This window comes from Psychrobacter vallis (assembly GCF_904846715.1).
GTDB lineage: Bacteria > Pseudomonadota > Gammaproteobacteria > Pseudomonadales > Moraxellaceae > Psychrobacter > Psychrobacter vallis.
This window is the reverse complement of sequence record NZ_CAJHBU010000021.1, coordinates 34,311-59,217: the sequence shown is the minus strand read 5'-3', so window position 1 is coordinate 59,217 and position 24,907 is coordinate 34,311. Positions and strand designations below refer to the sequence as shown.

The window sequence follows — 24,907 nt, the reverse complement described above, 5'->3', positions numbered from 1 at the left end:
ATAAATAATTTGATTGTGAACCAAATTTTAATCATTTCACGCTATAACTAAGTAAGGTACTATGGAAAATTCAATCAACTACAAATAATTTTATTAAAATAGTAGCCTGGCATCTAATACTGATAAATAAGTCTTGCTTTGAATATATGTTGATAGCATAATTTCCCTATCATAATATTGGTGAACTTATGTACACATATCTTGCTACTGTTAATCAAAATCGTTTTGTCAAACATCTGTTACCTATCAGCATAGCAGCCATATTAGGTATAATCAGTCCATTAGCAACAGCAGAAGATATCTTACCCTCTGCCGTTGGCGTTAATACTATTACCCCTGAGCAATTTCAACAACAGCGCACCGAGGCCTTAAAACAACAACAGCTGTCCAGACCCAACGTCAACATTGATACGACTGAGTTTCAAATTACACCGTCATCTGTTAATCCAAATACTGATCCTGCCTCCACCCCTTGCTTTGACATCAATAATATATATCTCACTGGTGAGCTAAGCGCCCAGTTTAACTTTGCTCTGCGGCCTTATACCTCAGGCCAAGAATCGATGTTAGGTCGTTGTCTATCTGTTAATGATATCAACCAGCTAGTCACTAATGTTCAGAATCGTATTATTGAAAAAGGTTACGTGACTACGCGTGTCCTGGTTGATAATCAAAACCTTAAATCAGGTAATTTATTCCTCACCATTATTCCTGGTCGTATTGACCAGATAACGCCTATCGATATAAAAGCGTCTCGTCCCATCTATATTGACAATACGGGCAACCCTGCTAACTTTGCTCCTGCCATGCCGATGCGCTCAGGTGACCTGCTGAACGTGCGTGATATCGAACAAGCGCTTGAGAAATTTAAACGTGTACCCACCGCTGATGCGGATTTCTCTATTGTGCCAAGTAACCGTATGAGTGCCCCTGGCTACAGTGATATTCGAGTGAAATGGCAGCAAAATAGGCGTTGGAGACTCTCGGCTAGCGTTGATGACTCAGGTCAAGACAGCACAGGCGTGTATCAAGCTAATGTTACTTTATCCTTAGACAATCCTACTTGGCATAACGATCTGCTTTATGTGTCCTATAACCGTGATTTGGACGGTGGTAATGAAGACAGCGATGGTAGCGACGGCTACAACTTCGGCTATGTATTGCCTATCGATAATACGCTAGTCACCCTAACGCATAGTGGCTATAACTATGACCAAACTATCGCAGGCGTAAATCAAGACTATGTCTATAGCGGTGAGTCCTACAATACCGATGTGCTGGTGAGCCAATTAGTACATCGCGATAATCATAGTAAAACCTACCTAAAAGCTGGCGGCTTTGCTAAGCAGCAAAATAACTTTATCGATGATACGGAAGTAGAAGTACAGCGACGTCGCACCGCAGGCTACAAAGTGGGTGTCGGCTATGAGACGGTGATTGGCAAGACCCAGTGGCTGGGCGATATTATTTATCAGCGCGGTACGGGTGCCTTTGATGCCATTGATCCGCCCGAAGCGCTCTTCAATGAAGGCAGTGCGCGCGCTGGTATCATCAAAACAAATATTGATGTCAATCGAGGACTGACGATTGCTAAACAAGCTTTAAATTATCGTGCCACATTTAGAGGTCAATACGCCACTGAAGCATTAGTGCCCAACGAGAGGTTTATCATCGGTGGTCGATATAGTGTGCGCGGCTTTGATGGGGATCGTAGCTTAAGCGGCGATCATGGCGCATTACTTAGACAAGAGCTGAGCGCTTATTTAGGCGACAGACCCCATGCCATTTATGCAGGTATTGATGCAGGATACGTCAAGCTTGATAACGAGGTGCAAGATGATTTACTGCTTGGTAATCATCTGATTGGTGGTGTGGTTGGCGTTAAGGGTTATGTGACCCCACTACGCACAAGCTATGATCTATTCGCAGGCTATCCACTTAATCAGCCTGATAACTTTAGTGATAAAGATTGGGTGACAGGCTTTAGTTTAGGCTGGCAGTATTAGCTTTATATTTGAAAAAAAATAGTTATTAAAATTAAATAGTTGCATGACTCTATTATACCCAAGGACATCTTTATGAATAAGCAATGCTATCGAGTTATCTTTAACAAAGCCCGTGGTATGCTTATGGTGGTGTCCGAGGCCGCACGCTCTCATGGTAAAACCAGTAATACAAGTGAGGGTGGCAGCGATATTAGTCAAGTCGCTGGTAGTTCTCAGATTAATAGTCAGACGGCTGGTCACACTGATGCTTCTAATAGCAATAGTAGCAGTTATCAAAGTAGCAAATTAATTACGCTAAGATCACACCTTTTATTAGCATTAGGACTAGCTACTGTCGTGGCAACAACGGCTCATGCTGATGCCACGAACATAGTCGCTGATCGCAATGCAGCGGCTAACAATCAAGCGGTGATAATCAACACCTCAAGTGGTAAGACGCAGGTCAATATCCAAAGTCCAAGTGCGGCTGGGGTCTCGCGCAACGTCTTTAGTAAGTTCGATGTTGGCGCTGATGGTGCTATTTTAAATAATAGCCGTGTCAACGCGCAAACTCAGCTTGCGGGTTGGGTTGAGGGTAATCCCTATCTCGCTCGCGGTGAAGCTCGAGTCATTCTAAACGAAGTCAATTCAAGTGATCCAAGTCGCTTAAGCGGTTTCACCGAAATCGCAGGCGGACGAGCTGAGCTGATCATCGCTAACCCTGCTGGTATTACTTGCGCAGGTTGTGGCTTTATAAATGCCGCGCGCACGACGTTAACGACGGGTAATACGCTGATGGATCAAGGCCGCGTCACTGGCTTTGATATCAGAGATGGCAACATTCGGGTTGATGGTGATGGCTTAGATAGCAGTACTTCAGACTATACGCAAATACTCGCAAAAACCACTCAAATTAATGCGGCGGTTTATGCCAAAAACTTAGACGTCATTACTGGTAGCAATCAGATTAGCTACGAGGCTGATGGCGCAGATTCGATTATTACTTCTAGAGGCTCTGCTGGTAGCAATCAAGCCACAGGCGTTGCGCTCGATGTCTCAGCACTCGGGGCGATGTATGCGGGCAAAATCCGTCTTATTGGTACTGACAAAGGTATGGGGGTTACTAACGCTGGTAGCATTATTGCTTCAAACGTAAGTGGATTACAGCTTGACTACAACGGTAATCTCGTTAATTCAGGTACGCTATCCTCCAAAGAAGCGTTAAATATCAAACAAACAGGTATTATCGATAACTCGGGTACTATCAGTAGCAGTCAAAAGACGATAACCTTAAACAGTCAAGACTTGATTAATTCAGGTTTAATCAGTAGCTACGACCAGACTCAAGCAGTCACTCAGCAACGTATTGAAAACTCTGGAACTATCAGTAGTGGACAGCTTGATATAAAGACGGTTAATCTTGATAACACGGGTCTAATTGAGCAGACAGGTACGGGTAAGCTACAAGTACAAAGCCAAAAACTTATTAATCAAAATCAGGCGATTATTGGGCAAGCACTTTATGGCAATCAACCCATAGCGACAACGCCAAGTGTCAATTCTGCACCCAGTACGGCTAATACTGGTGCGCAAAATCAGGTCGTAGACAATTCTAACAACTCAAATCCACCTACTAATCCTGAAGTCCCACCCGCCTTTCCTGTTCTAGCGCCAGTTACTACTGATGGCTCAATCACAGCGACCACTATTAGCAATACGACTAGCAATGCGCGAATCACTGCTAATGGTCAACTAAAGGTACAAGCGAGAGATGTTAATAATTTAGATAGATCAAGTATAGCCGTCGATACGCTTCTTACCGACAATCAGCAAGTGAATAATCGCTTAAACAATGATAATAGCCGTATTCAGGTGAGTAATGCTGACTGGAATTTGGCAAGATTTGACAACAGGCAAGGTCAGATAATCAGTCAACAAGGCTTTAATATCACTAGCCAACAAGAGATTGATAATACAGCGGGTGTCTTAGCAAGTCAAAAAAGTATTACACTTAATACTCAAGGCAATATCAATAACACCAAAGGTTTGATACAAGGGCAAACGGTGACGACTCAAGCGGCTCAGCTTGAAAACACTGAAGGCAAACTATATGCAGAGGATACACTTGATCTTACTATTAGCGGTAAGCTTAATAACACTCAAGGTCTTATAAGTGCCAAGCAAGATGTCAGTATTGACAGTCAATCGCTCGTCTCTCAAAACAAGGCGCTTATCCGTAGCGGTAAAGCAATAGATATTAAGATCAAAGATCGATTAGATAATCTGGACAATTCAACTATTGCATCAGGCTCTAGACTCTCTATTCAAGCAAAAGATACCGCGCAAGATGCCACTTCAAAGACCATTGCTGGTATGAGTGAGGATGGCACATTATCGACTAATGAATACGATTTAACGATTACTAGTCGAGATAAACAAAGCAATCAAGGCCAAATTATTGCTACTGGTAACTTAGTTATGACAGGTGGTGAGTTAGATCTAAATAAAGCCACTTTGCAAGCCAAAAATATCGAGTTATCTGCAAATACTGGCGATATTGACCTGAGTTATGGCAAAGTCTACGCTGATAATAAAACGACGTTAAACTCTGTAAAAAATACCAATTTAAGTAATGGCGAAGTATCAGCCAATCAGATCGATATCTTGGCATCGAGTATAGACAATACTCAAGGTAGTCTCTATGCCGATTCCACGATTAGTCTAAACCAAGCAAACGCAAACGGCGTGCTAACCAATAGTTCGGGCACTATTCGTAGCAAAGGGTTGCTAAATATAAGCTTTGATACCGTAAAAAACACGGGTAAGAATTCTTTATTACTCTCTGATGAAGCAATAAAGATTACAGCGCAGCAAGTTAGCAATAGCGATCAGCTAGATGGTAAAAACTTTACTGGAGGTATACAATCACCAAATATTACTATCAACGCTAAAACCTTGAATAATGCACAGGGTTATATCAGCGCTAATACTAGTGATCTACGGGTCTCACAAAATTTGCAAAATACCCAAGGCTATATTTATGGTGGAGAATCTCTAAATATAGGTGATGGTATAGATGTCGAGGAGCAAAGCTTAGTACTGTCCAATACTGCTGGAGAACTAAGAAGTGATAAAAATATCACAGTGATTGCTGATCAATTTAGCAATGCTAAAGGCTCCGTTATCAGTCAAGGCGATGCCAGTATTGCTCTCAAGCAAGACTTTACTCATCAAGCAGGTGATACCCTGCAAGTTAGTAATCAGTTATCTATTCAAACACTAGGTAATCTTAATAATCAAGCTGAGCTCAAAGCAGGCGATAAGTTGGTTCTGCAAGCGAATAATATCACTAACGATAGTGATGGCAAGATAGTTAGTGATGACGTCAACATTACAGCGACCAATACGTTGCATAACAAAGGGTTAATCAACGCTAATGACTTGACGCTCCAAGCTAATTATCTAGATAACGATAGTGCCAAAATCTATGGTACCCAAGTATTGATCAAAGCAAAAACGGTAAACAATCAGGGTGGTCGCTCAAACCCTAAAGGCGCTATTATCGCCTCAAGAGGTAATATGGTGATCATTGCTGATACGATCAATAATCAAAGTGGCGCTGTCACTAATAGTAAAGCGCAAGATAATGCATGGATACTAAGCAATGGTAACTTAACCATTGGTGGTGCTATCGATGACAAGGGTGTCATTACGGCCAATGCAAAAGAGGTCAATAATCTCAGCGGTCGTATTGAATCGTTTGGCGATATGTCAATTACTGCTGACAAATTGATCAATAAAAATCTATCGTTTAAAACTGAGATCCAAGACGTTGAAGGTAGTGAGAACCAAAAGACATTCATCATACCTGAAGGCACCGCCACTAAAATACCTTTAGACAAATTAAAGTGGGAGTCTTGGAGTCGTGCGGGTCAGTATAGATACGCTGAGGATAAAGACAATGTTATCGAAGAGGGTCAGCTGGGTCAGTCACCAATACCTAACGCGACTAGTTGCAGTGATGGGGAAAATAGCGTTTGTACGCTGAACTATACGAATGACGATCCTGTCTGGGCATACTTTGAGCTGACACCGCCCAACAGAGAAGCGCCACCAGCGCCTAACCTCACTGAACCAACACCACCTTTAGGTCAAGAAAGCTGTAGTGATCCTACCAGTGCAGCTTGCATTGCTTATAACAACGCTTTTGAGCAGTATCAGCAGCAGCAAAAAGAGTACGATGCTGCCCTACAAGCTTACGATGCTGAAGTAGGTAGTTGGGAGGCGCAAGATAGTGACAAGTACGAAGCACTCGTTAACGCTATTCGTGCCTACAATGAAGGGTATGGAAGGATTGAGATCAGAAAATGGACGCAAATCATAGTCAATGAAAAACAAAAACAAAGCGTAGTATTGGACTCAGCACCTGCGCAGATCATTGCTGGTGGTAACCTCGCACTTAATACTGACTATCTTCTAAATGACAAAAGTCAGATTCTGGCAGGCGGTCGTATTGATTTTGATAAAAATGCTGATACTCTTGAGCAGCTTGATGGTGAAGGTAAGTTACTCGTCATTCAAGACGGTACCAGTCAATATACTAAGTCAAGGTGGCGCGGTGGGTTTAAGCGTTATCATCAGCGTGATTATGATGACAAAATAGCTTATACCGATACGCAAGAAACCAGCATCAAGCTACCCGTAGCGCGATGGGAGCAGTTTGCTGATCTATCCCCATCCTCACAAAATACGCCCAACGTCGATAATCAGGTCAATGGTAATGGCTCATCAGTAGCAGGTCTACAAGGCGGTGCTGCTCCTACCAATAATACCTCAATTACCGTAGCCGTCTCCCCATCAGGCGATGAGATTAGAAGTGTCGATGGTGCGACAAGTCTGCCCAACAGCAGCCTCTACACTATTGATGCTGATAGTACCAATAGCTATTTAGTAGAGACGGATCCTGATTTTGCCAATTATCGTAACTGGCTCACCTCAGACTATATGTTACAGCGACTTAAACTTGATCCTAACATTACTCAAAAACGCTTGGGTGATGGCTACTACGAGCAGCAATTTATTCGCGATCAGATCATGATGCTGACGGGACGTTACTACTTAGATGATTACAGCGATCAAGATCAGCAGTACAAAGGTCTTATGGATGCAGGGGTGACTACCGCGCAGAGACTAAATCTACGTCCAGGTATCGCTCTCACAGCAAGCCAAGTTGCTGCTCTGACCAGCGATATCGTCTGGCTTGAGCAGCAGCAAGTCACGCTAGCAGATGGTAGTATACAGACTGTACTTGCCCCCAAAGTTTATACTCGTGCTAAACAAGGCGCGATTAGAGGCGATGGCAGCTTTATTGCCGCCGCCCAAGTCAATATCAATCTCAATGAAGACTTAAACAACCAAGGGCTGATTGACGGTTATAAAACGCTTAACGTAACCGCTAATAACGTCAACAATACCAATGGCGGTCGCCTAAGTGGGGCTGATGTTCGAGCCAACGCTGATAATGCAATCAGCAACATCGGCGGTACTATTTATGCCGATAATACTTTAGGGTTGAGCGCTGCTAGCATCACTAATGCTAGCAGCACTTATAGTACTAGCACTCAGCTTGGCGCAAGCACCTCTACTCGCACAGGTATCGATCAAGTAGGTTCAATTAGTGTTGGCAGTGGTATTAAAGGTCAAGTGGACGCTAATGGCAACCCCTTAACCACTTTGTCTATCGCCGCCAAGAATGATATCGTGTTTGCCGCAGGGGTTGCTAGTAACCAAAGCGGCAACACGCAAATCCTCTCAGAGGATGGCGATGTCACCTTCAATGCGATTAACACTGGCAATGAGATCCGCGCTATTAAAGATGCTAATAACTACTACACTGATGGTCAAACCCAAGACATCGGTAGCCGTGTTACCAGTGATGGTGACTTGACGATAGCAGGCAACAACGTCACAGGCGTCGCTACGACTCTTAACAGTCAAACGGGTAATACGGGCATCTATGCTAAGAACGATGTTAGCTTTACCGAAGGACGCGCCACTACAGACTTCTCAACCGCTAGTAAAATGAGCAGCAGTGGCTTCTTAAGTAAGAAAACCACTCAAGAGCGTTTCAACAGTGAAAGTGACAATGCGATCAATAGCAATATTGAAGGCAATACCGTCTCTATTCAAGCGGGTAATAATATTAGTCTCACAGGTACTAACGCCATCAGTGATCGAGGTACTGCACTTAGCGCTGGTGGTGATATCAATATACTAGCGGCACAGAATACCTCAAGCGAAAGCAGTAGCACTCAAGTCAAAAAGTCAGGCATGTTTGGTACAGGCGGTGCCAGTATCACTATCGGCAAACAACAAACGGATGATAGTAATGCTCAAACCGCACTAACCAATACCGCAAGCAATGTCGCTGCTCTTGATGGCAATGTAATTATCAGCGCAGGAGGCAAATATCAGCAAACGGGTAGCAACCTGATTGCTGGAATGGGTGCAGATAGCAGTTTAGACATCAATGACCCTAATCGCGGCAACACCGTTGTTCGTGCGCAAGAAATTAATATCGATAATGCTTTGGACGTCTACACTAATCAAAGCGAGCAGAAGTTTAAACAAAGTGGTCTCTCGATTTCCGCCTCAAACAGCCTCATCGATAGTGCTCAAAGTATTGGGAGTCTAGTTGGCGCTAGCAGTAATACTGAAAGTGTACGTATGAAAGGTATGGCTGGTGTTGCTGGAGCATTAAAAGTAAAAGCTCTTGCTAAAGAGGCCAATAGCGCGGGTTACGATTTACTCGATGGCAACCTTAAAGGCGTCGGCAACACCCGCATACAAGCCACGCTTGGCAGCCAAAAGAGCCAATCAAATAGCAGTAGCTACACTGAGGTCAACCAAGGCTCAAATATTACCACTAACAACCTAGCCCTGATTGCTACTGGTGCAGGCACCGACAGCAACATCAACGTTAATGGCAGTAGATTCGATGTAAATAATAACGCCCTATTCCAAGCGGACAACAACTTCAACGTCAATGGTGTCGCACAAAACAGCAATACGCGTAGTGATAATAAGAGCTCAAGTGCCGCTATCGGTGGTTATGCGTCTACAGGCAGTGGCGTCGGTATAACCGCTAACGCCAGTCGAGGTAAAGGCTATGCCAATAGTGACTCAGTGACTTATGCCAACAGCCAAATCAACGTTGGCGGCACCACTACCTATGACATCGGTAATGATGTCAATATCAGAGGCGGTGTCATCAACACGAATAGAGCACAAGGCAATATCGGTGGCAATGTCAACATCGAGTCTCTACAAGACACGGCTACCTACGACAGTAAGCAAAAGAACATGGGCTTCACGCTTGATGTCGCTTTAGAGGGTGCAGGATCTAGTCTTTCTGTCAATGGTGGCAAGACGAACATTAACGCGGACTATAAAGCCGTGGGTCAGCAGTCGGGCATCTTCACAGGAGACGGTGGCTTTAATCTTGCCGTTGATGGTAAAACCACCCTTATCGGTGGCGCGATTACTACTACTGATGCTGCGGTAGCCGCCGGACGTAATAACTATGTGAGCAAAGGCGGCATTACTACTCAAGATATTGAGAACACCAGTAGTTATAAAGGCGATGCTATTCAGGTTGGCGTCAGTTTAGGTATGACTGAGAACAAACCTCAGGCTAATAGTAACGGTTTAGGTTACGGCACAGACGGTGATAGTGATAGCAGTATCACTAAAGCGGGTATTACAGGAATAGCAGGTAATAGTGGTATCACCACTGACAATCAAGCTGAGTATGCAGGTGCGCTTGAGAATGTGTTTGATGCAGAGAAAGTCAATGAGGAGCTGGGGGCGCAAGTTGAAATCACTCAAGCCTTTGATCAAGAGCGTCGTAAAATTAAGACTGAGATTAATGCTAAAGAACAAAAATTACGTAAAGAGGCAGAAGAACAAGGACAGCTAGGTAATACTACTGCTCGCGATAAACTTATAGAACAAGCGGACAAAGTCCAAAATCAAGGCCTATTGTTTGATGCCATCTCTGGCGCTATTTACGGGCCCAATACTAATGGCGTAACAGGTTATGTGGCTAAAGCAGCTAGTCCGTTTGTAGCCAGTAAAATTGGAGACTATTTCAAAGCCAATGAAGCCATCAATAGTATAGATGGTGGTGACCGATCAGAGCAAGGTAGTGCTGCTCATATTTTAGCTCAAGGTATTTTAGGAGCTGCTATCAGCTATGCTACAGGTAACGATGCATTGACTGGTGGTGTTTCAGCGGGAGCAGGAGAAGCGACCGCGCCTTTACTATCTAAATATCTGTATGGCGTTGACAAGCCAAGCGAGCTAACGGCTGAGCAAAAAGATACGGTCAGCGCTATTACCAGCGCTTTGGGTGTTGGAATTGGTGCAACGACAGGTAGCGCAAGTAATGCAGCTAACGCGGCTGAGACGAGTAAGGTTGCGGTTGAAGATAATTATTTAACCCAAAAGCAGATAGATGGTTTTTCAGAATTATTGAAAAGGAATCGTGCTAAGAAGGGAGGAACAGATGATTATCAGTATTTGCAAGAAACTATCATACCACTCATGAACAAAAGAATTTATGAAAATACTATTGCGCTTGATAACTGTTTAAACAGTGGTAATCCAGATAGTTGTTTGCCAAAGTTCCAAAAAGTATTTGGGCAAGTTAATTATAATGAACTAATAAAGGAAGTTGGAAAAGGTCAAAACCAAACTGCATATAACCAAGTCATTAATTATTCTTTACGACACAATGATCTCGCAAGCTGTGCTTCAGGTAATAACGTAAATGCTTGTTCTAATTTAGCAGAGTTTAGACGCAATTTTGAAGCAGGTGTTCTTATAGGCGCTGGGATTGGTAAATCCCTTTTAAAACCCTCTCAAAGTTCTGTAAAAGTAGCAGCGTCTAGTAATAATAATATTGGCAGAAATAATCCAAATTATAATAAGGCTCGACATGAAAGGATTAGTGATAAACATAATCAAAGTAAACCAATAATTGAGAAAGATGGGTACTATCATGCTGACGGTATGAAAACATCATCAAACTATTATGAAAGAGTTTGGAAACAAGGCAGACCCGCACCATTTGTCCAAGCTAGAGAAATAATTAATAGTAATCCTAGGATTACACTGGATCCAAGAGGTAGAGAAGGATTTTACAGGTATGAAAGCAGTGGATTAGAAATGATTTACAACCCTAAAACTAAAGAAATATGGCATATACAACCAGTTAGATAAGGAGAAGTTATGGACAACCGTGCTCTTATGCTTATAGACGCTTTAGACTTATATGTTAAAAGCAAATCAGAGATAGATTCTGTATTAGGATTTTATGAAACTGAGATCAAAAATAATTTAGATATGATAGGTAAATCAGGTATAGAAAAAGATAGGAAAATTATCGAAAATCTTTTCAAGATTCAAAATGAAGTTAGCATAGTTATCTATAAGTACAACTATCCAGTTAATGAATTTATAAATAACTTTGTTTACGAGTTTGACAGACAAGACAATGAAAGTATTGATTTTATCTTAAATAAAATTAATACTAACTCAGGGTTTTTATAATAAAATTAAATTTGAATCACGCTTATAAAAATAAAATAGTAAACGGTAACAGGTGGTCTGGCACTACACAATCTGGAGTAAAGGTTGAAGGCTTCCTTGAACCTAAAACAACTGTCTATCCTAGCAAAAATCAATAAAGAAGAGGCTGTTATGAGTATATTATTTTATTATTTTGAAAATAAAGATTGGAATAGGCTTATACCATCATGTCGTCCTTTAGATAATAGCAATGAAATGAGAATGCTTTCCTACTATTTATCAGAATTAGATATTGAATTTTCACAGAACATACTGACTAGTTTAGAAGATAAGAACACTAAATCATTAGATATAAGTTCTGAAACTTGGCAAGTTATCGTAGACGGTGATAATGTAATTTTAAGTTCTATACATGATGAAGATAATAATGACTATAAAGCAACTATCAAAAGAAATACTTTTGAAAGTTTTGTAGTCGCATGGGCTGATTTTTTAAAGCAAGATTCTGTCACTGATATTGTTATTGATTCTCAAAGTTAGTAATGATTTCAACGCCGAAAGTTCTATAAGTTATATTTGGATGTTTGGTTCGCTGAATAACTTTGGTTTAAAATGAATCTTAAATACTTTTAGCACTACGATGAGACAAACTTAGAGTCTTCTATAGCGTCAAATACTACTTTAGACAATTTTGAAAGATTGATCTTTAATTTCCTAAAAGATGATTGGGGCCTTGGATTAGAGTATCTAAAAAAAGAGTATGCGGATAATTATATGATTTAAAGATATAGTATAGTCAATCCAGAATAAAATCAGTACATCCCATATCATGGAAGAGTTTAGGTAGATTATTCTCCATCCACCCTTGGCGTAGAAATTTAGCCTGTGCTCATTTTTTCTCAATAGGGTTTAAATCAGGGCTGTAAGGCGGTAGAAATAGCAGGCGATGACCATGCCTGTTGAGTAATCTCTGAACGCGTTTGTGAAAGCTGGCGTTATCCATGACAATGACGCATTTGGTCTTAAGACTAGGTATTAGTGTATCTTTGCACCAACTGTAAAATATATTTCCATCGATGTTTTTCTCGAAGTATTCAAGCGCGAATAACATCTTCTCGTATAAAGCACCAATGACGTTGGTGCGTTTTTTACCTTGCCAGTTATAGCTATCGATACAAGGCTTACCTATCGGTGCATAACCAAAGGGACGCAGGGTTTCAGACTCGAAGCCGCTTTCATCCATGTAGACAATAGCAAAGCCTTGAGCAATGTGTTCGTTAAGTTTACTTAGATACTTAGCTCTCTTTAGGGGGCAAGCTTTTGGATGCGCTAAAGTCTTTTTTTTGGCTAATGCCAAGACGTTTTAAAGCCGCTTCAATGCCTGATTTACTACAGTTGAAACGCTGTGCTCTCTCGTACATGTAATCGTCTGGATGTTGTTCAACATCTTTTAATAATGCTTCGTTAGGTATTTTACTGGGTGGTTTATTGCGAGTTAGTTTGATGCTAGGCTCTTTGAGCCAATTCTGTAGCGTGGCCTTACTAATGTCATAGAATGCACAAGCTTGTCTGATACTCATACCTTGTTGTTTGACACTTTTAAGCACTTGTGCTCGAAAGTCTGCTGAATAAGTCATAATCTTTTTACTTTTTACTTATTTTAAAACCACTGTACCAATTTTATAAAAGCTCTACTATAGTCTAAAAACTTAAGATTAATAACTTCCATTTTCAAAATAAGTGGGTAAATACAATACTTCATTTTTTTGAATGCCAAGCCAGTCTTCATGTATACCTGCAATGAAGAACAATACGGGTATATCTTTAAAGTACCGACAGGTTTTATGCCACTCCATATAGTCTATATGAGATGGACTCGCTTTGTCTTGAGGGTGCGTATGCCACTCTCCTAAATACTGAATACGCCCACGGCTAGAGTTATGCAGTTGATTTAGACAGTCTTGATGGCCTTGCACATTTCTTTTGTAATAAGTAGGAGTTCTTTCATCAGTGTCTTCAGGTGTAGATAAGTGCGTAACATTAACATTTTCGCAATCAACGCCTCTTTTCTCTCCCATCAAAATGCCACAGCTTTCTAACTGTTGCCGATATCTTTCTTGTCTATAGTTATTTATCACTTCTAGAACTTTAGATTCAAAACTTACTATATGAATAGGGCATTTGTTATCAAAAAACCATGTTTTACTCGTCATGGTTTAGCACATACATGACAGTCAGAATGCGGTAGAAAGTCTGAACTTCTTAAATGATTTGAATGCCACTTCTCATTGTATCGAGTTCTATATCTTGGACTAACATCACCCTTTAACCAATCTAAAACCATATCGGTCACTAAAGCAGCAGTAGACATACTTGATGAGACAGCATAAGGTGTAAAATCAGTACAGGCTCGAATAGCAGTAATAGAATTTACGTCTCCTTCTAGTGCGTCATATGCAGCTCGTATATGATGCCCGTTCTTATTGATACAAGAGCGACAGGCACTTGCAACCATCTTATCGTAAAACAAAGACTGAACACATTCACCATTATTTCTAATCCAAGCGTGGATGATAGGTGCGGTTACTTTATCTGATTGGTAGTAAGCCTCATTAATACGTTGAGACACACCAGAATTTGCCGTAGCATCAATTATTAAATCCACATCCTCCATGAGATTCATTTTATTTAAAATAGAATCTTGGTGAGCTGTAACATTCATATTGGGTAATTGATTCTCGATCTCTTTCTTTAGAACAACAGCCTTGTTGTCATATAAATATTTTTTACCTAGAACGTGCCTTCCTAAGTTTAGTGAAGATAGTTTGTCGTTATCAATTAATATTAAATTTCCATTATTAGCCCCTGCGCCTAATCGAGCTAACGCTAACGCGATATAACCACCGATAGCACCGCAACCAATTACCAATACTTTCTTATCGATCAAACTGGGTTGTTCCAAATTTTTAATATTCCTTTCAAAAATGTGATGAGGCGTATAATTTAAAGACCTTAGCAGAAAAAGTCTGCTTTGACTCAATATTTGTTGTCGATGATTTTTTGAGAGATTTAATCTTCCTTTGTCTTTATAAGCCTTATTCAATAAAGATAGGTCAATTCTAAAGCAAAGTGTTTCACTATCTATAATTAAGCATCCTGTAAAATGATGGCTGGCTTCTTTTTCAGATATGTACATATCTTTAATATGCTTAACGTATCCAAAGATAGCTGATTCAAGCTGAGAATAGGCGCTCAAAGAAATCCTTTTCAACCAGTTGATAAATATTTTAAATGGGATTCCGTTCAATGAGCTTTCACTTATGAATTGGTAAGGAAAAAAATGAGGCTGATAAGAGCTACCTAAATTAATCACAAAACATAAAGTATTCGACCGCTCTTGTAGGGAGTTTGAGATTACAAAGCTATGATAACCTGATGTATCATTATTTATAACCAAAGTAGATCCATAGTATATTGAATACTTTGGATCAGCTTTAACAGCAGTAATATTACTAAGATGATATTGATAATTTTCGCTATTACAAGTCGCCATTTGTTCCCATAAGAAGACTATTTCTTGCACTGTATCTTTGGAACGATAGTGATGATCAGTCAATAGTTGAGTGACTATATTTTTAGATTGACTGAAACAATATTCAATAATAGATAATTTATTATCGGTATCAAACGATACCGTGTTAAGTAATGCGTAACATAAATAATAATAGCTTTTATCATCAACTACCCATGGTTTCAAAAATAGATGAGGCGAAGGTAAGATGTTTTCGATAGCTCTTTCTGGTATAGACCTTATATATACAGAAGGCAACTCTATAAAATCCCAATCGGACACTTGTATTAGTAGCTCTATCTCACATTTTCTACCTACATTAAAACGTATAGTCCATGTATCAAGATAAGCTTGCTTAGACCCTAATTGAACCTGTCCTCTGGCATACGGTAAAGGTTGCGCTTTACGTGAAAACGTCCAGTCAGGATAGAGACTACTAATACCTATCATTACATCAGTACGATTCATAAGCTTAAATCAACCACCGATCTGTGATGGGAGAATAGCCGCCGCTGCTGCTACTTGTACAGGTTTAGGATTGGTTTCTTTGACACTAATAGAAACTAAATCCTCATTATCCGTTATCTTATCGCCAAGACTGGTCGTTAAAAGAGTGAGGCATTGCTTAGCTACGGTTGCTTTGGTCGAACAATATTCAAGTGATTCATAAAACTGTTTAGCTAAACGACTGTCATCAGCTCTATACTTATAAGTATTGTCTCCATAATCATTAAATATCTCAGTTTCATGATCTTTTATATCTTTGCAAGTAACGTCTTGCAAAAACCTATTAGGAAGCATTGAGGCTACTTGTGTTAGCGCTTTATCATCTCGTTGCTGAGTATATTCATACGTATCTACTGTTAATATCATAAGCGCTAATGAAGTGGGTGCTTTACGATGTTTGGGGTTAAAATCATAATCTCTCCACGCCTTGATATAACGAACTATAGATCTCAACTGTTGACCTTCACCAGGAAGCTTACTACATTCCTTTAGAAACCATTCACGAACACGTTCACAGTTAGATACTTTCCATTTGCCATCATTTCTAATTAGCGAAATATCCTTTATAGAGGGTTGGGTTGACTCATTCTTTTGTATACCGTCGAATTGGTTGCTTTCCAAAGACTCACTCAAGTTAATAGTGTCTGAACTGCGATTGAAGCTAGACTCTCCAAAAAAAGTTGATAGATCCTGTGGTTGAGTATCTTCACTAAAGTTTAAAGATCCTCCATAACCCCGATTTGATAAACCATCAAAACTTTCATTGCTTTCGACAACATCTGAGTTCTTACGACTCGATATAGGTACATCTTTTAGGTCATTGAACATATCGTCAGGAACGGCGTATAAGGGTATATCAAAATGAGCGTCTGCCATAAATCCTCTTATCCGTAAACAACTTGGGTTCGTATCGTCTAGCTGCCAGTTTTCAACATAACAAAGTTGAGATAAGCTTTGCTTAACATGGCCTATTAATACTTCTGCATCACTCTCTTGATCGCCAGAAAAACACTTTTCAGGTAGATAACATCCATAATCAAAATCTATCTCTTGACCTTCGCGATTTGGTACATTGCAGGTGCCATAAGCCCATGAACCTTGCAATCTAAATTTTGGCTTAGTACCGTATTCTTCTTTAAGCTTAATCTCAAGCGCTTCCTGCACAAGATCTTTGCAGTTTTTAAAAATATCTAGCTGATCTCTTGTAGGTAATAACTGAGTAAAAAAACCTTCTGGTTCATTACGTAACACTCGATGAAAATTATTAGTAGGTATTTCATTATTCATTAATTTGTTCCTCAATATTTATCCAAGTAGGTGCGTTAGTCTGTTTTTCAAGTAGAGCTGATATAAATGGATTGCCTAAAGCTTCTTTCGATGACTGTTGAGCATGAGAAAGTAATACATTAGTTGCATATTCATCATGTCTATCTAGACCTATGTAACTGTTCGCATCTTTAGATACATTTGCGTCTATATTAAAGTATTTCTCGTTTAACATATGTCTAGTCATATGTGTCATCATTTGTTGTTGACTTGCAAGAGTAAGCTCTATGATATTTTTAGGCGCTTTGTTCAGTAACATGCCTTTTGCCCAATCCGTCATTCCACCTTTTTGGTTTTTCTTGACTACGTCAGAGGTTTGGGAAGAAAGAGTACCGACATGTAATAAAGATATATTATCTTTTGGAATACCAAAAAAGTGCTGTGCTTCATGTATTGCTAACAAGCTTGGATTATTGGCGAAAAGCCCACCATCTACATAGTTAGAATGATTGAACTCATATTTTGGAAAGTATATAGGCGCAGCCGAGGTTGCCATAGCAACATCAACGATTTTGAGATGTAAATCACGAACAAAGCTTTCATGGTGAGGAGTTTTGAATACTACAGGTACACCTGCTGAATAGTTAATAGCAGGTATAATGACATTATGCTTCAAATCGCCAATTTTTTTGTCAAAAAAGAATTTGCTTATTTGAGCCTTTAAACCATTACCAGAGTAAGTAGATTTAAATATAGAAAAAAAACTAAATTTCTGTTTTTTAAATATATCCTGCCCATGTGTTTTAAACATTTCAACGACATCTTTCATCGGAATCTCGTAAGCTACTGCTAAGGCTACTATCCCTCCAATCGATGTACCTGCGATAAGATCAAAATAGCGCCCGATAGGCTGATTAGTTTGCTCCTCTAAGTCAGCCAAAACTTTAGCAGCGTATAATCCCCTATAGCCTCCTCCCGAAAGCGTCAATATTCTAAAGTCTTTACCCATTTTGAGTCTCTTTTATTATTTATTTACAGCAGATGACATTGGGGCGCATAGTGATTTTTAAAAGGTTAAGGTTATACAATTGTTTGTATGAAGGGATGTAGTGGGGTAATAGATTTGGATAGCGATGCAAAAAACGATATACCCTGACTTGTAGAGGGTGTTTCTTTGAAAATGTTCAGTAGATAGGCTTGATGGATATATTAGCAAGTATATAAACTATATCGCCATTACTCAAGAATTGAGATACTTTCATACTTTGGTAACTAAAGCTTCTATTCTAAGCCAACTCTAAGTCTAGAACCTTTTTCAGCCAAAAAGGATAGTCAAGATGTGGAGAGTATATAAATCGTTTAGTAATTCCAAATTCTTTGCAGATTTTAATAAAGCTTATAGGCCAATCTTTCATTACATGATATGAGAAAATAATACTGACTCTTCGCATATCAAGTGATAGGTGTTCAGGCTCTGAATGCCGACGTACTATGCTTCTGTCGGTGACGAAATTCTGGTCTAAGTTATTTATACTAACAATGTGATTGAACATCTCAACTCCGTTTTTACTACAGAGTAGAAATGACATAATTCGCTTAAAACCATCGTAGTAGATATGCGAATAATTAAAATGTAAGTTACCAACACTACCATAGCCGTTGACTAACAGTTCAAAATGCTCATGATTTGCTTTAAGTTCATGATGATGAGGTCTTATCTTTGGGGCATCTCTTAAGTCAAAAGAGCATTGACTGCATTTTAGACAGTCAAGTTGCTTAAAATGCTCATCACCTTTCTTATCATAACGAACTAAATCTATTGAGGCACCACAGCTATAACAGTTATCTAGAAAACAGACATTGTGAATGTGACAGCTTGTTAAAAACCCGAACCGCCAGTATGTTCTAAAGTAGGGAGCCTGATCTGTAGATAGGCATAATGGGCAATATTGAATACTACTTTTTTGACCTCTTTGATGAACACCAATGCTCAGAACCCATTTTATTTGCTTAGAATCATTCAAATGAGGGTAAAAATAGTCACAGTTTAAAGAGATTAAAGTGTTGTTCAAATCTTCTTTTTTGATTTCTACAGTACCTAATAGTGATTCAATACTTTTAGTAGAGAGCTGAGTATCAATATCTGACTTCCAAATATCAGTATTTTGAAAAATAATAGTAGATAGCTGCGATGGTTTCATATTAAGGAATAGCGCATTACGTATTATCCAAGATCTAAGTAGTTCGTCCTGATATATTGGGAGTAGCTGTAATTTATATGATAGCTCTAGACCTTGATATTTACAGCTCATCTTATCTGACTTAACAATTTACGTCTGTTTGAAGGTGTCGACAAGGTTACGGAATCAAATGTGTCTTCGTTGATACAAGTTTGATCGTTTTTAATTGAAAAAATAGCCAACTTCCTTAATATTTGAAAAACTTCACCAATCAGCCCTTCACTTAGATAGTGAATTTTCTCAAGATACGGCTTTTTATATAAATATGAGGCCTCTGGTAATATTAAGCTTTGTTCAATAGATGCGATTAATCGAGCAAAATTCTTAGTATCATCTAGAGTGTTTATTTTCCATCTTGGTAGAACCTCTAACTGAAAGCGGTTAGCTAACTGTGAGTCTACTTGAATAGCGTTAAAAGCATCTTCAATACCAGCGCCAACAATTGGAATTTGAAGAGTGTTGCTTAAATCCTTTATCGCATTAAGCAGGTTTCTTTGAGCATTAAGTGATCCTGCGATAATGTGTTGAATTTCATCAATAATTAGCATTCTAGTTTGACGTTTTTTCAGTACTCGAATAATCCGCTCTCTTTTGACACTCGCGCTTTCATTTTTTACATAAGGGGTGTGAAGCTCTTGGAGCATACGAATATAGAAACTATTTTCATCTGGTTTTGAAGGCGCTGATACCATGACAACTGGTTGAATATTGAGCGCAGTATCTTCATCAATATCAAATGGATAACGTTTTAAGAACTGTTTCAATATTTTTGTCTTACCATTGTTAGAATCACCAACAATTAATAAGTTTGGCATTCTATCTGTCTTTGGATAGCACATTAAATCTTCTAAGCTGTTAAGAACTTCTTGAGATCGTGGGTAGCCAATCCACCTATCTGTATTTATATAGAATATTTTTTCATCGTTTGAAGCATTTATTAAGCTTCGAGCTTTATCAGATAAATGTTCCATATACTACTCCTCTATATCTTCGAATGGCTGAATATCAAAGTCTTCTAAGTCCTCAAATTCTTCTAAATGAACCTCTTCTAGTTGCTCAGCTTTCACAGCCATCTGTGGAATAGATTCTTTTACTCTAACTGACTCTTTTTGTTTCAAGCGTCTTATTTTTTTTGTTTCTTTCGATGCGTTTTCAACAATATTTGCCATTTTAATTCTAGCTTCAAAAATATCGTCTTCTGTAACCTGACTTTTTGGAGCAGCGTCCGCTAGTCTTCTCTTGATCTCTCTTAGCTCCCATAGAGATATCGCGGGTCGACTCAAGTTTCTATACGGAACAGTAATGTATGACTTCATATCAGGATCATAAAAAAATACTGAGCTTAAATCTCTTGGATCGTATTTGATAATAAATTGTTTTGAGTTTTTACGTGTTTTATCAGGTTGGCGTATCCATTTTCTTAAAAGATCATGGTAGTAAAGAATACCAAAAAGCTGGATCCCATATTTTTGTACGCTTCTCTCTTCATAGGGTAAGAAATCAATTTTGAGCTGTAGTTCGTGCTCTATCTTAGGTGGAAGCCCTCTACCTAAAGTAGTATCGTTCCCTAAAATCCCTTCTTTATACTTCTCAAACGGAGTCATTCCAAGTTCAGAGTGAACCGTATGGTGATAGATATTGACCACAAGCTCCGTAAACCAAGTTTCGAGTTCAAACAAAGTTAATACCGCTTTTTTCTCCGAATCGTATTCGCCTTTATCTACAATATTTGATTTAGTCGTTCCAGGTAATGCATGGATACCTGTATCGTTGAAAGTTTTAAACAGTCGTTCAATATGTCCACCATACCTTGGCGTCCCAACGGGTCTTTTAGTTAGATTGATATGATATTTCTCACATGCTCTTTTTAAGGCTTTACCATGAAACTCTTTACCATTATCAGTATGGATAGTATCTATTAGGCCATATACTGGCCATTGAGCATCTATTTTGTGATCTGCCAACCATTTCTTTTTATCTAAGATCGAGTGTGTGATACAACATCCTGTTAGTAAGGTGTTTGGCTTTTCTAGCGAGATGTAAAAACCCGTAACCATTCGACTGAAAACATCAATCGCTAACGTGATTGTTGGCCTACCTATAGCCAGTCTATTAACGTCATCAACAACCATAAGATCTAAGGGAGTGTGATCAATCTGTACAATCTCCAAAGGTTTTATTACTTCTGGAAACTTACCAATAATAGGACGATAGGACTCTTGACCATTTTTACCCAGCCTTGTTGATCCAATCTCAGCAGCAGTAAGCTGAGATATTCTGTACCTTATAGTATTGATATGCGGTGCTGTAAATGTAGTTCCATGCAGTTTGTTATATTGGTAGACTTGAGTTTCAAGATTTCTAAAAACATCTGAAACTTTTAGTTTGTCTGTTGATAGATATTGAGTTATACATGACTGTATTATTGTCTCTATCTCAGGCTCAAAGCGTCCATTATCCACACGCTTTTTTCTTAATAAGCTAGTTGGATCCCCCTTACTCGCTTTGTATTTCTGCAATTGTCTATACAGTGTTGGCTCTGATACTCCTAGTTCCTCAGCAGCTTTTTTTATTTCATCACGCCTTTCATCAGAATCGGATTGAAGGATGTTATTAAAAAGCCCAGCCTTATTGTGAATTTCGACCCATTCCTCATCTGGAATATGCATCAACTCAGTAGCTGGTATTATCTTTGTGTCATCTTCATCGACAGGACTTGAAGACAGCTCAGATATGTGGACTTTTTTTGATTTACCAGTAAAACTGCTACGAACGCATACATGTTCTATATCAAGAACAGCTGTTATTCTATAGCGAGAGTTACCGCTAAAAACTTCTTCACCTACATTTAATTTAACTTCATACATCTTATTAAATCCATATAGAAGAGTTCATTGTTAGGGGACGAGTCAAATCAGCCTTTATTATCTGATTAGATAAGGCGTACCATAAAGTATTTAGGAATTCAGCACGAGCTTCTAAACTACTAGAACATATCCTAATCACATCTTCAGGAGTTGTTTCATTAAACCTTGAAACTACTTTTTTAATCATTTCAAGCTGATAGTTTTCAAAACTTCTGTGTCTATAAGGAAGGAGAAATGTAGCGTTTTTAAGTAAAGGACTTCTGATCTCTTTTTCTGTCCAGATTTTAAATCGTGTATTTTCCTCGGTGGATAGCTCTTTAATAGCTGCTTTGAACTTAGGCTTTAGAATAGCCCAGTCTTTTCTTATGTCGTCCCTATATTTAACTTCAACGTATAGTTTTTTCCCATTACTATATTCTATGAAAATATCAGGCGTATATTTCCTGTTCTTGTTATCATAAAAATACTCAAATGTTCTGGGTTGAGCTAAATGGTTTACTATTGATAAATTAAACTCAGTCAATATCAGAGCATCACGTTCTAGACTTGATTCGAAACCTGAATATGTACTACTATTACCATGAATAAAACCTGTCACGGTTCTATGGTTTCTAGGGATAATTCTAGCTGGAAAATTATCATTTAGTATTGTAGGTTTAGTCATCGTCATCAGATTATCATCTATTTTTGTAGTGTTTTAGTCGGTGGCTCCTCGATATTATCAGTTAATTTTGTAGTTGTCAGTCGCTGTCGTCCCGAACAGATTAAGCGCTATCAAGACAAGTTATCAGGGCCGCTGTTAGATCGCATTGATTTGCACATTACCGTCCCTGCGTTACCGATTGCCGATCTGCAAAATGCTCAGGTTGGAGAAACCTCTGAACAAGTGCGGATTCGGGTTGCTGCTGCTCACAGACATCAATTAAAGCGACAACAAAAAGTAAATAACGAGCTTAGTCCTAGCGAGATTGATCAATACATTCAGCTAGGAGAGGGCGAGCAGCAATTATTACAGCTCGCCCAGCAGCGCTTGAACTTATCAGCACGCGGCTATCATCGGGTATTGCGAGTCGCGCGGACGATTGCAGACCTTGCGGATAGTATCGATATCACTAGCGCCCATGTGTCGGAAGCTCTCAGTTATCGTAGTAAATAATAACCATCGTTTGGGAGTTAGAATTTATGGCTTCACCTTGTATGGACATTACTCTTACGAATACTGTTCTTATAAATACTGTTTGTCTTATAAATACTGTTTGATGGATTAAGTGTTAGTTTGCATGATCCAAGCAACCAAATCGGCAAAATTATCAAACGCCTCAGTCGGGTTCAAATCGCGGATATCTTGCCCATAGTTATAGCCATAAGACAGTCCAAGCGTGTCCATATTGGCGTTTTGACCCGCCAATATGTCGTTTCTAGAATCGCCAATCATGATTGCCTCTGCGGCGCTGACGTTTAGAGCTTTGCAGACATGCAATAAAGGCGCTGGATCTGGTTTTTTGGTAGGTAAACTGTCACCGCCCATCACTTCACTAAATAAGTCCTGCCAGCCAAACGTTTGCAAGATTTTTGGGACAAAACGAATAGGTTTGTTGGTTACTAAGGCGAGCGTGTAGCCAGCTGCATGCAGTTTTTTTAGACCACTATCGACATCGGGATAGGCGACGGTTTTGCTACCACCAATCTTAGTATAAGCAGCGAAAAATAATTGTTCGGCATGATCGGCTTCCTCGATCGTTAACGCGCCTTCTGTGACTTCTATTTTGCCAACCAAGGCGCGCTCCACGAGCAGTCGTGAACCATTACCTATCCAGTTGCGTATGATGTCAATAGGATAAGTCTCTTTGCCAAGCGTGGTCAACATAGCATTGGTCGCATCAGCCAGATCTGGTACGCTGTCGATCAAAGTGCCATCAAAATCAAAAATCAAAAGTTTCTTATTGTCTATTGTCATTATTGGTTATCCACGTGATAAATGTTTTGAAATATGTGTGTGAGTGCTTATAATCGATCCACTTTAAACAGGTTACAGTCCTGCTAGTATGAATTTTATGAAGCATCTGTCACGCTTGCGAACAGCTAGCGAGGAAAATTTATACCAGTAGGACACCATTAATATGTGTACCACTTTTATTCTGGATTGACTATATTACCTTAACATAGCAAATCATTAAGCCTTACTGTTTTGCCGCTAGTTATTATAAAAACCGTTAGTATTTAACATGAGAGTCATGACTACAAAGGCGTTTTACGCTTATTCAACGCCTTTGTAACGCTCGCGATGTGCTTTTTTCATTTTTAAATACGTTTCATTGTCGCGGCACTTATCCCATTTTTCTTTAAAAATACGTGCTGATTCTGCTTTTATTGGGTCCTCAATTTGCCGTGGCAGCTCATCACGCCCATGCGCCCCGCTTTGGCCTTTTTTGTCATCGGGTACAGCGCCTTTGTACTTCTTACCGCCTTTATGGTTGGCATAGCGGCGAGCACGGGTATAACCCATTTGGATAAACTTACGCGCCATATCGGCACCAACAAAATCATCGTCTGCTAGATAATCCAAAAACATCTGATAAATCGTCTCGCTGCTCTCTTTGGCAACATCAGGCGTCGCAAAGCGCCAGTGCGGCAGGATTTCTGACTTATACGGCTCTACCAATAACACGCCTTGCTCGCCGCGACCGACACGATATAATTCAGGCTGCTCACGTAAGTCTAAGTTTTTATAGTCCAAATCGTAATCAAACTCTCTCATCACATCACCTGTTACGAGTATTGTTACTCAGTATACTGAGCTAAGCAGTTGAAAAAATAGTCTAAAAATGTTGTTGAGCTGTGAAGGTTACAGATGCTATGTACTCCGGTATATAAAGTATT

Annotated in this window: 16 protein-coding genes and 1 pseudogene; 5 read left to right on the top strand and 12 right to left on the bottom strand. The window is 39.5% G+C overall.

Annotated elements, in window-relative coordinates; translation table 11 throughout:
• Nucleotides 1–188 precede the first annotated feature (188 nt).
• The 4 genes from JMY02_RS11815 (at nucleotide 189) to JMY02_RS11800 (ending at nucleotide 12,116) form a co-directional block, all read left to right on the top strand.
• Nucleotides 189–2,006, top strand: a complete 1,818-nt coding sequence (locus tag JMY02_RS11815) for a ShlB/FhaC/HecB family hemolysin secretion/activation protein (RefSeq protein ID WP_201598545.1) — start codon at nucleotides 189–191, stop codon at nucleotides 2,004–2,006.
• A gap of 72 nt (nucleotides 2,007–2,078) precedes the next feature.
• A complete protein-coding gene (locus tag JMY02_RS11810) occupies nucleotides 2,079–11,267 on the top strand; it encodes a two-partner secretion domain-containing protein (protein ID WP_201598544.1) in 9,189 nt (3,062 codons plus the stop codon).
• 9 nt (nucleotides 11,268–11,276) lie between these two features.
• Entirely contained in the window at nucleotides 11,277–11,597 is a 321-nt protein-coding gene (locus JMY02_RS11805) for a hypothetical protein (protein ID WP_201598542.1), read from the top strand.
• Between the two features lie 150 nt (nucleotides 11,598–11,747).
• Entirely contained in the window at nucleotides 11,748–12,116 is a 369-nt protein-coding gene (locus JMY02_RS11800; RefSeq protein WP_201598540.1) for a DUF5376 family protein, read from the top strand.
• 349 nt (nucleotides 12,117–12,465) lie between these two features.
• Here JMY02_RS11800 and JMY02_RS11795 read toward each other — a convergent pair whose 3' ends face one another.
• The 10 genes from JMY02_RS11795 to JMY02_RS11750 form a co-directional block, all read right to left on the bottom strand.
• Complete coding sequence (locus tag JMY02_RS11795) at nucleotides 12,466–12,933, bottom strand: transposase (RefSeq protein WP_227678504.1); 468 nt, start codon at nucleotides 12,931–12,933, stop codon at nucleotides 12,466–12,468.
• On the bottom strand, nucleotides 12,872–13,213 hold the full coding sequence (locus tag JMY02_RS11790) for an IS630 transposase-related protein (RefSeq protein WP_201598538.1): 342 nt from the start codon (nucleotides 13,211–13,213) through the stop codon (nucleotides 12,872–12,874). Before JMY02_RS11790 ends, JMY02_RS11795 begins: the two co-directional genes overlap by 62 nt.
• Nucleotides 13,214–13,291: 78 nt before the next feature.
• Nucleotides 13,292–13,789, bottom strand: coding sequence for a Mov34/MPN/PAD-1 family protein (locus JMY02_RS11785; RefSeq protein WP_201598537.1), 498 nt, complete (start codon nucleotides 13,787–13,789; stop codon nucleotides 13,292–13,294).
• On the bottom strand, nucleotides 13,786–15,615 hold the full coding sequence (locus JMY02_RS11780) for a ThiF family adenylyltransferase (protein ID WP_201598533.1): 1,830 nt from the start codon (nucleotides 15,613–15,615) through the stop codon (nucleotides 13,786–13,788). The genes JMY02_RS11785 and JMY02_RS11780 overlap by 4 nt, the downstream gene beginning before the upstream one ends.
• Nucleotides 15,616–15,624: 9 nt before the next feature.
• Nucleotides 15,625–16,941, bottom strand: a complete 1,317-nt coding sequence (locus JMY02_RS11775) for a CBASS cGAMP synthase (protein ID WP_201598531.1) — start codon at nucleotides 16,939–16,941, stop codon at nucleotides 15,625–15,627.
• Nucleotides 16,934–17,929, bottom strand: coding sequence for a CBASS cGAMP-activated phospholipase (locus tag JMY02_RS11770; protein ID WP_201598529.1), 996 nt, complete (start codon nucleotides 17,927–17,929; stop codon nucleotides 16,934–16,936). Before JMY02_RS11770 ends, JMY02_RS11775 begins: the two co-directional genes overlap by 8 nt.
• Before the next feature lie 277 nt (nucleotides 17,930–18,206).
• Nucleotides 18,207–19,232 carry a TniQ family protein gene (locus JMY02_RS11765; protein ID WP_201598528.1) on the bottom strand — a complete coding sequence of 342 codons (1,026 nt, stop codon included), beginning with the start codon at nucleotides 19,230–19,232 and terminating at the stop codon, nucleotides 18,207–18,209.
• Complete coding sequence (locus JMY02_RS11760) at nucleotides 19,229–20,131, bottom strand: TniB family NTP-binding protein (RefSeq protein ID WP_201598527.1); 903 nt, start codon at nucleotides 20,129–20,131, stop codon at nucleotides 19,229–19,231. The genes JMY02_RS11765 and JMY02_RS11760 overlap by 4 nt, the downstream gene beginning before the upstream one ends.
• A 3-nt stretch (nucleotides 20,132–20,134) precedes the next feature.
• Nucleotides 20,135–22,027 (bottom strand): Mu transposase C-terminal domain-containing protein, encoded by a 1,893-nt coding sequence (locus tag JMY02_RS11755; protein WP_201598526.1) that lies wholly within the window; start codon nucleotides 22,025–22,027, stop codon nucleotides 20,135–20,137.
• Nucleotides 22,028–22,031: 4 nt separating this feature from the next.
• Nucleotides 22,032–22,697, bottom strand: coding sequence for a TnsA endonuclease N-terminal domain-containing protein (locus JMY02_RS11750; protein ID WP_201598521.1), 666 nt, complete (start codon nucleotides 22,695–22,697; stop codon nucleotides 22,032–22,034).
• Between the two features lie 75 nt (nucleotides 22,698–22,772).
• On the opposite strand from JMY02_RS11750, the pseudogene JMY02_RS11745 reads away from it, so the two are divergent.
• A pseudogene (locus JMY02_RS11745) lies at nucleotides 22,773–23,183 on the top strand (magnesium chelatase subunit ChlI family protein); the annotation flags it as partial.
• Nucleotides 23,184–23,291: 108 nt separating this feature from the next.
• Here JMY02_RS11745 and JMY02_RS11740 read toward each other — a convergent pair.
• Entirely contained in the window at nucleotides 23,292–23,984 is a 693-nt protein-coding gene (locus JMY02_RS11740) for a phosphoglycolate phosphatase (RefSeq protein WP_201598519.1), read from the bottom strand.
• Between the two features lie 300 nt (nucleotides 23,985–24,284).
• Nucleotides 24,285–24,785 (bottom strand): DUF4385 domain-containing protein, encoded by a 501-nt coding sequence (locus JMY02_RS11735; RefSeq protein WP_201598518.1) that lies wholly within the window; start codon nucleotides 24,783–24,785, stop codon nucleotides 24,285–24,287.
• Between the last annotated feature and the right edge of the window lie 122 nt (nucleotides 24,786–24,907).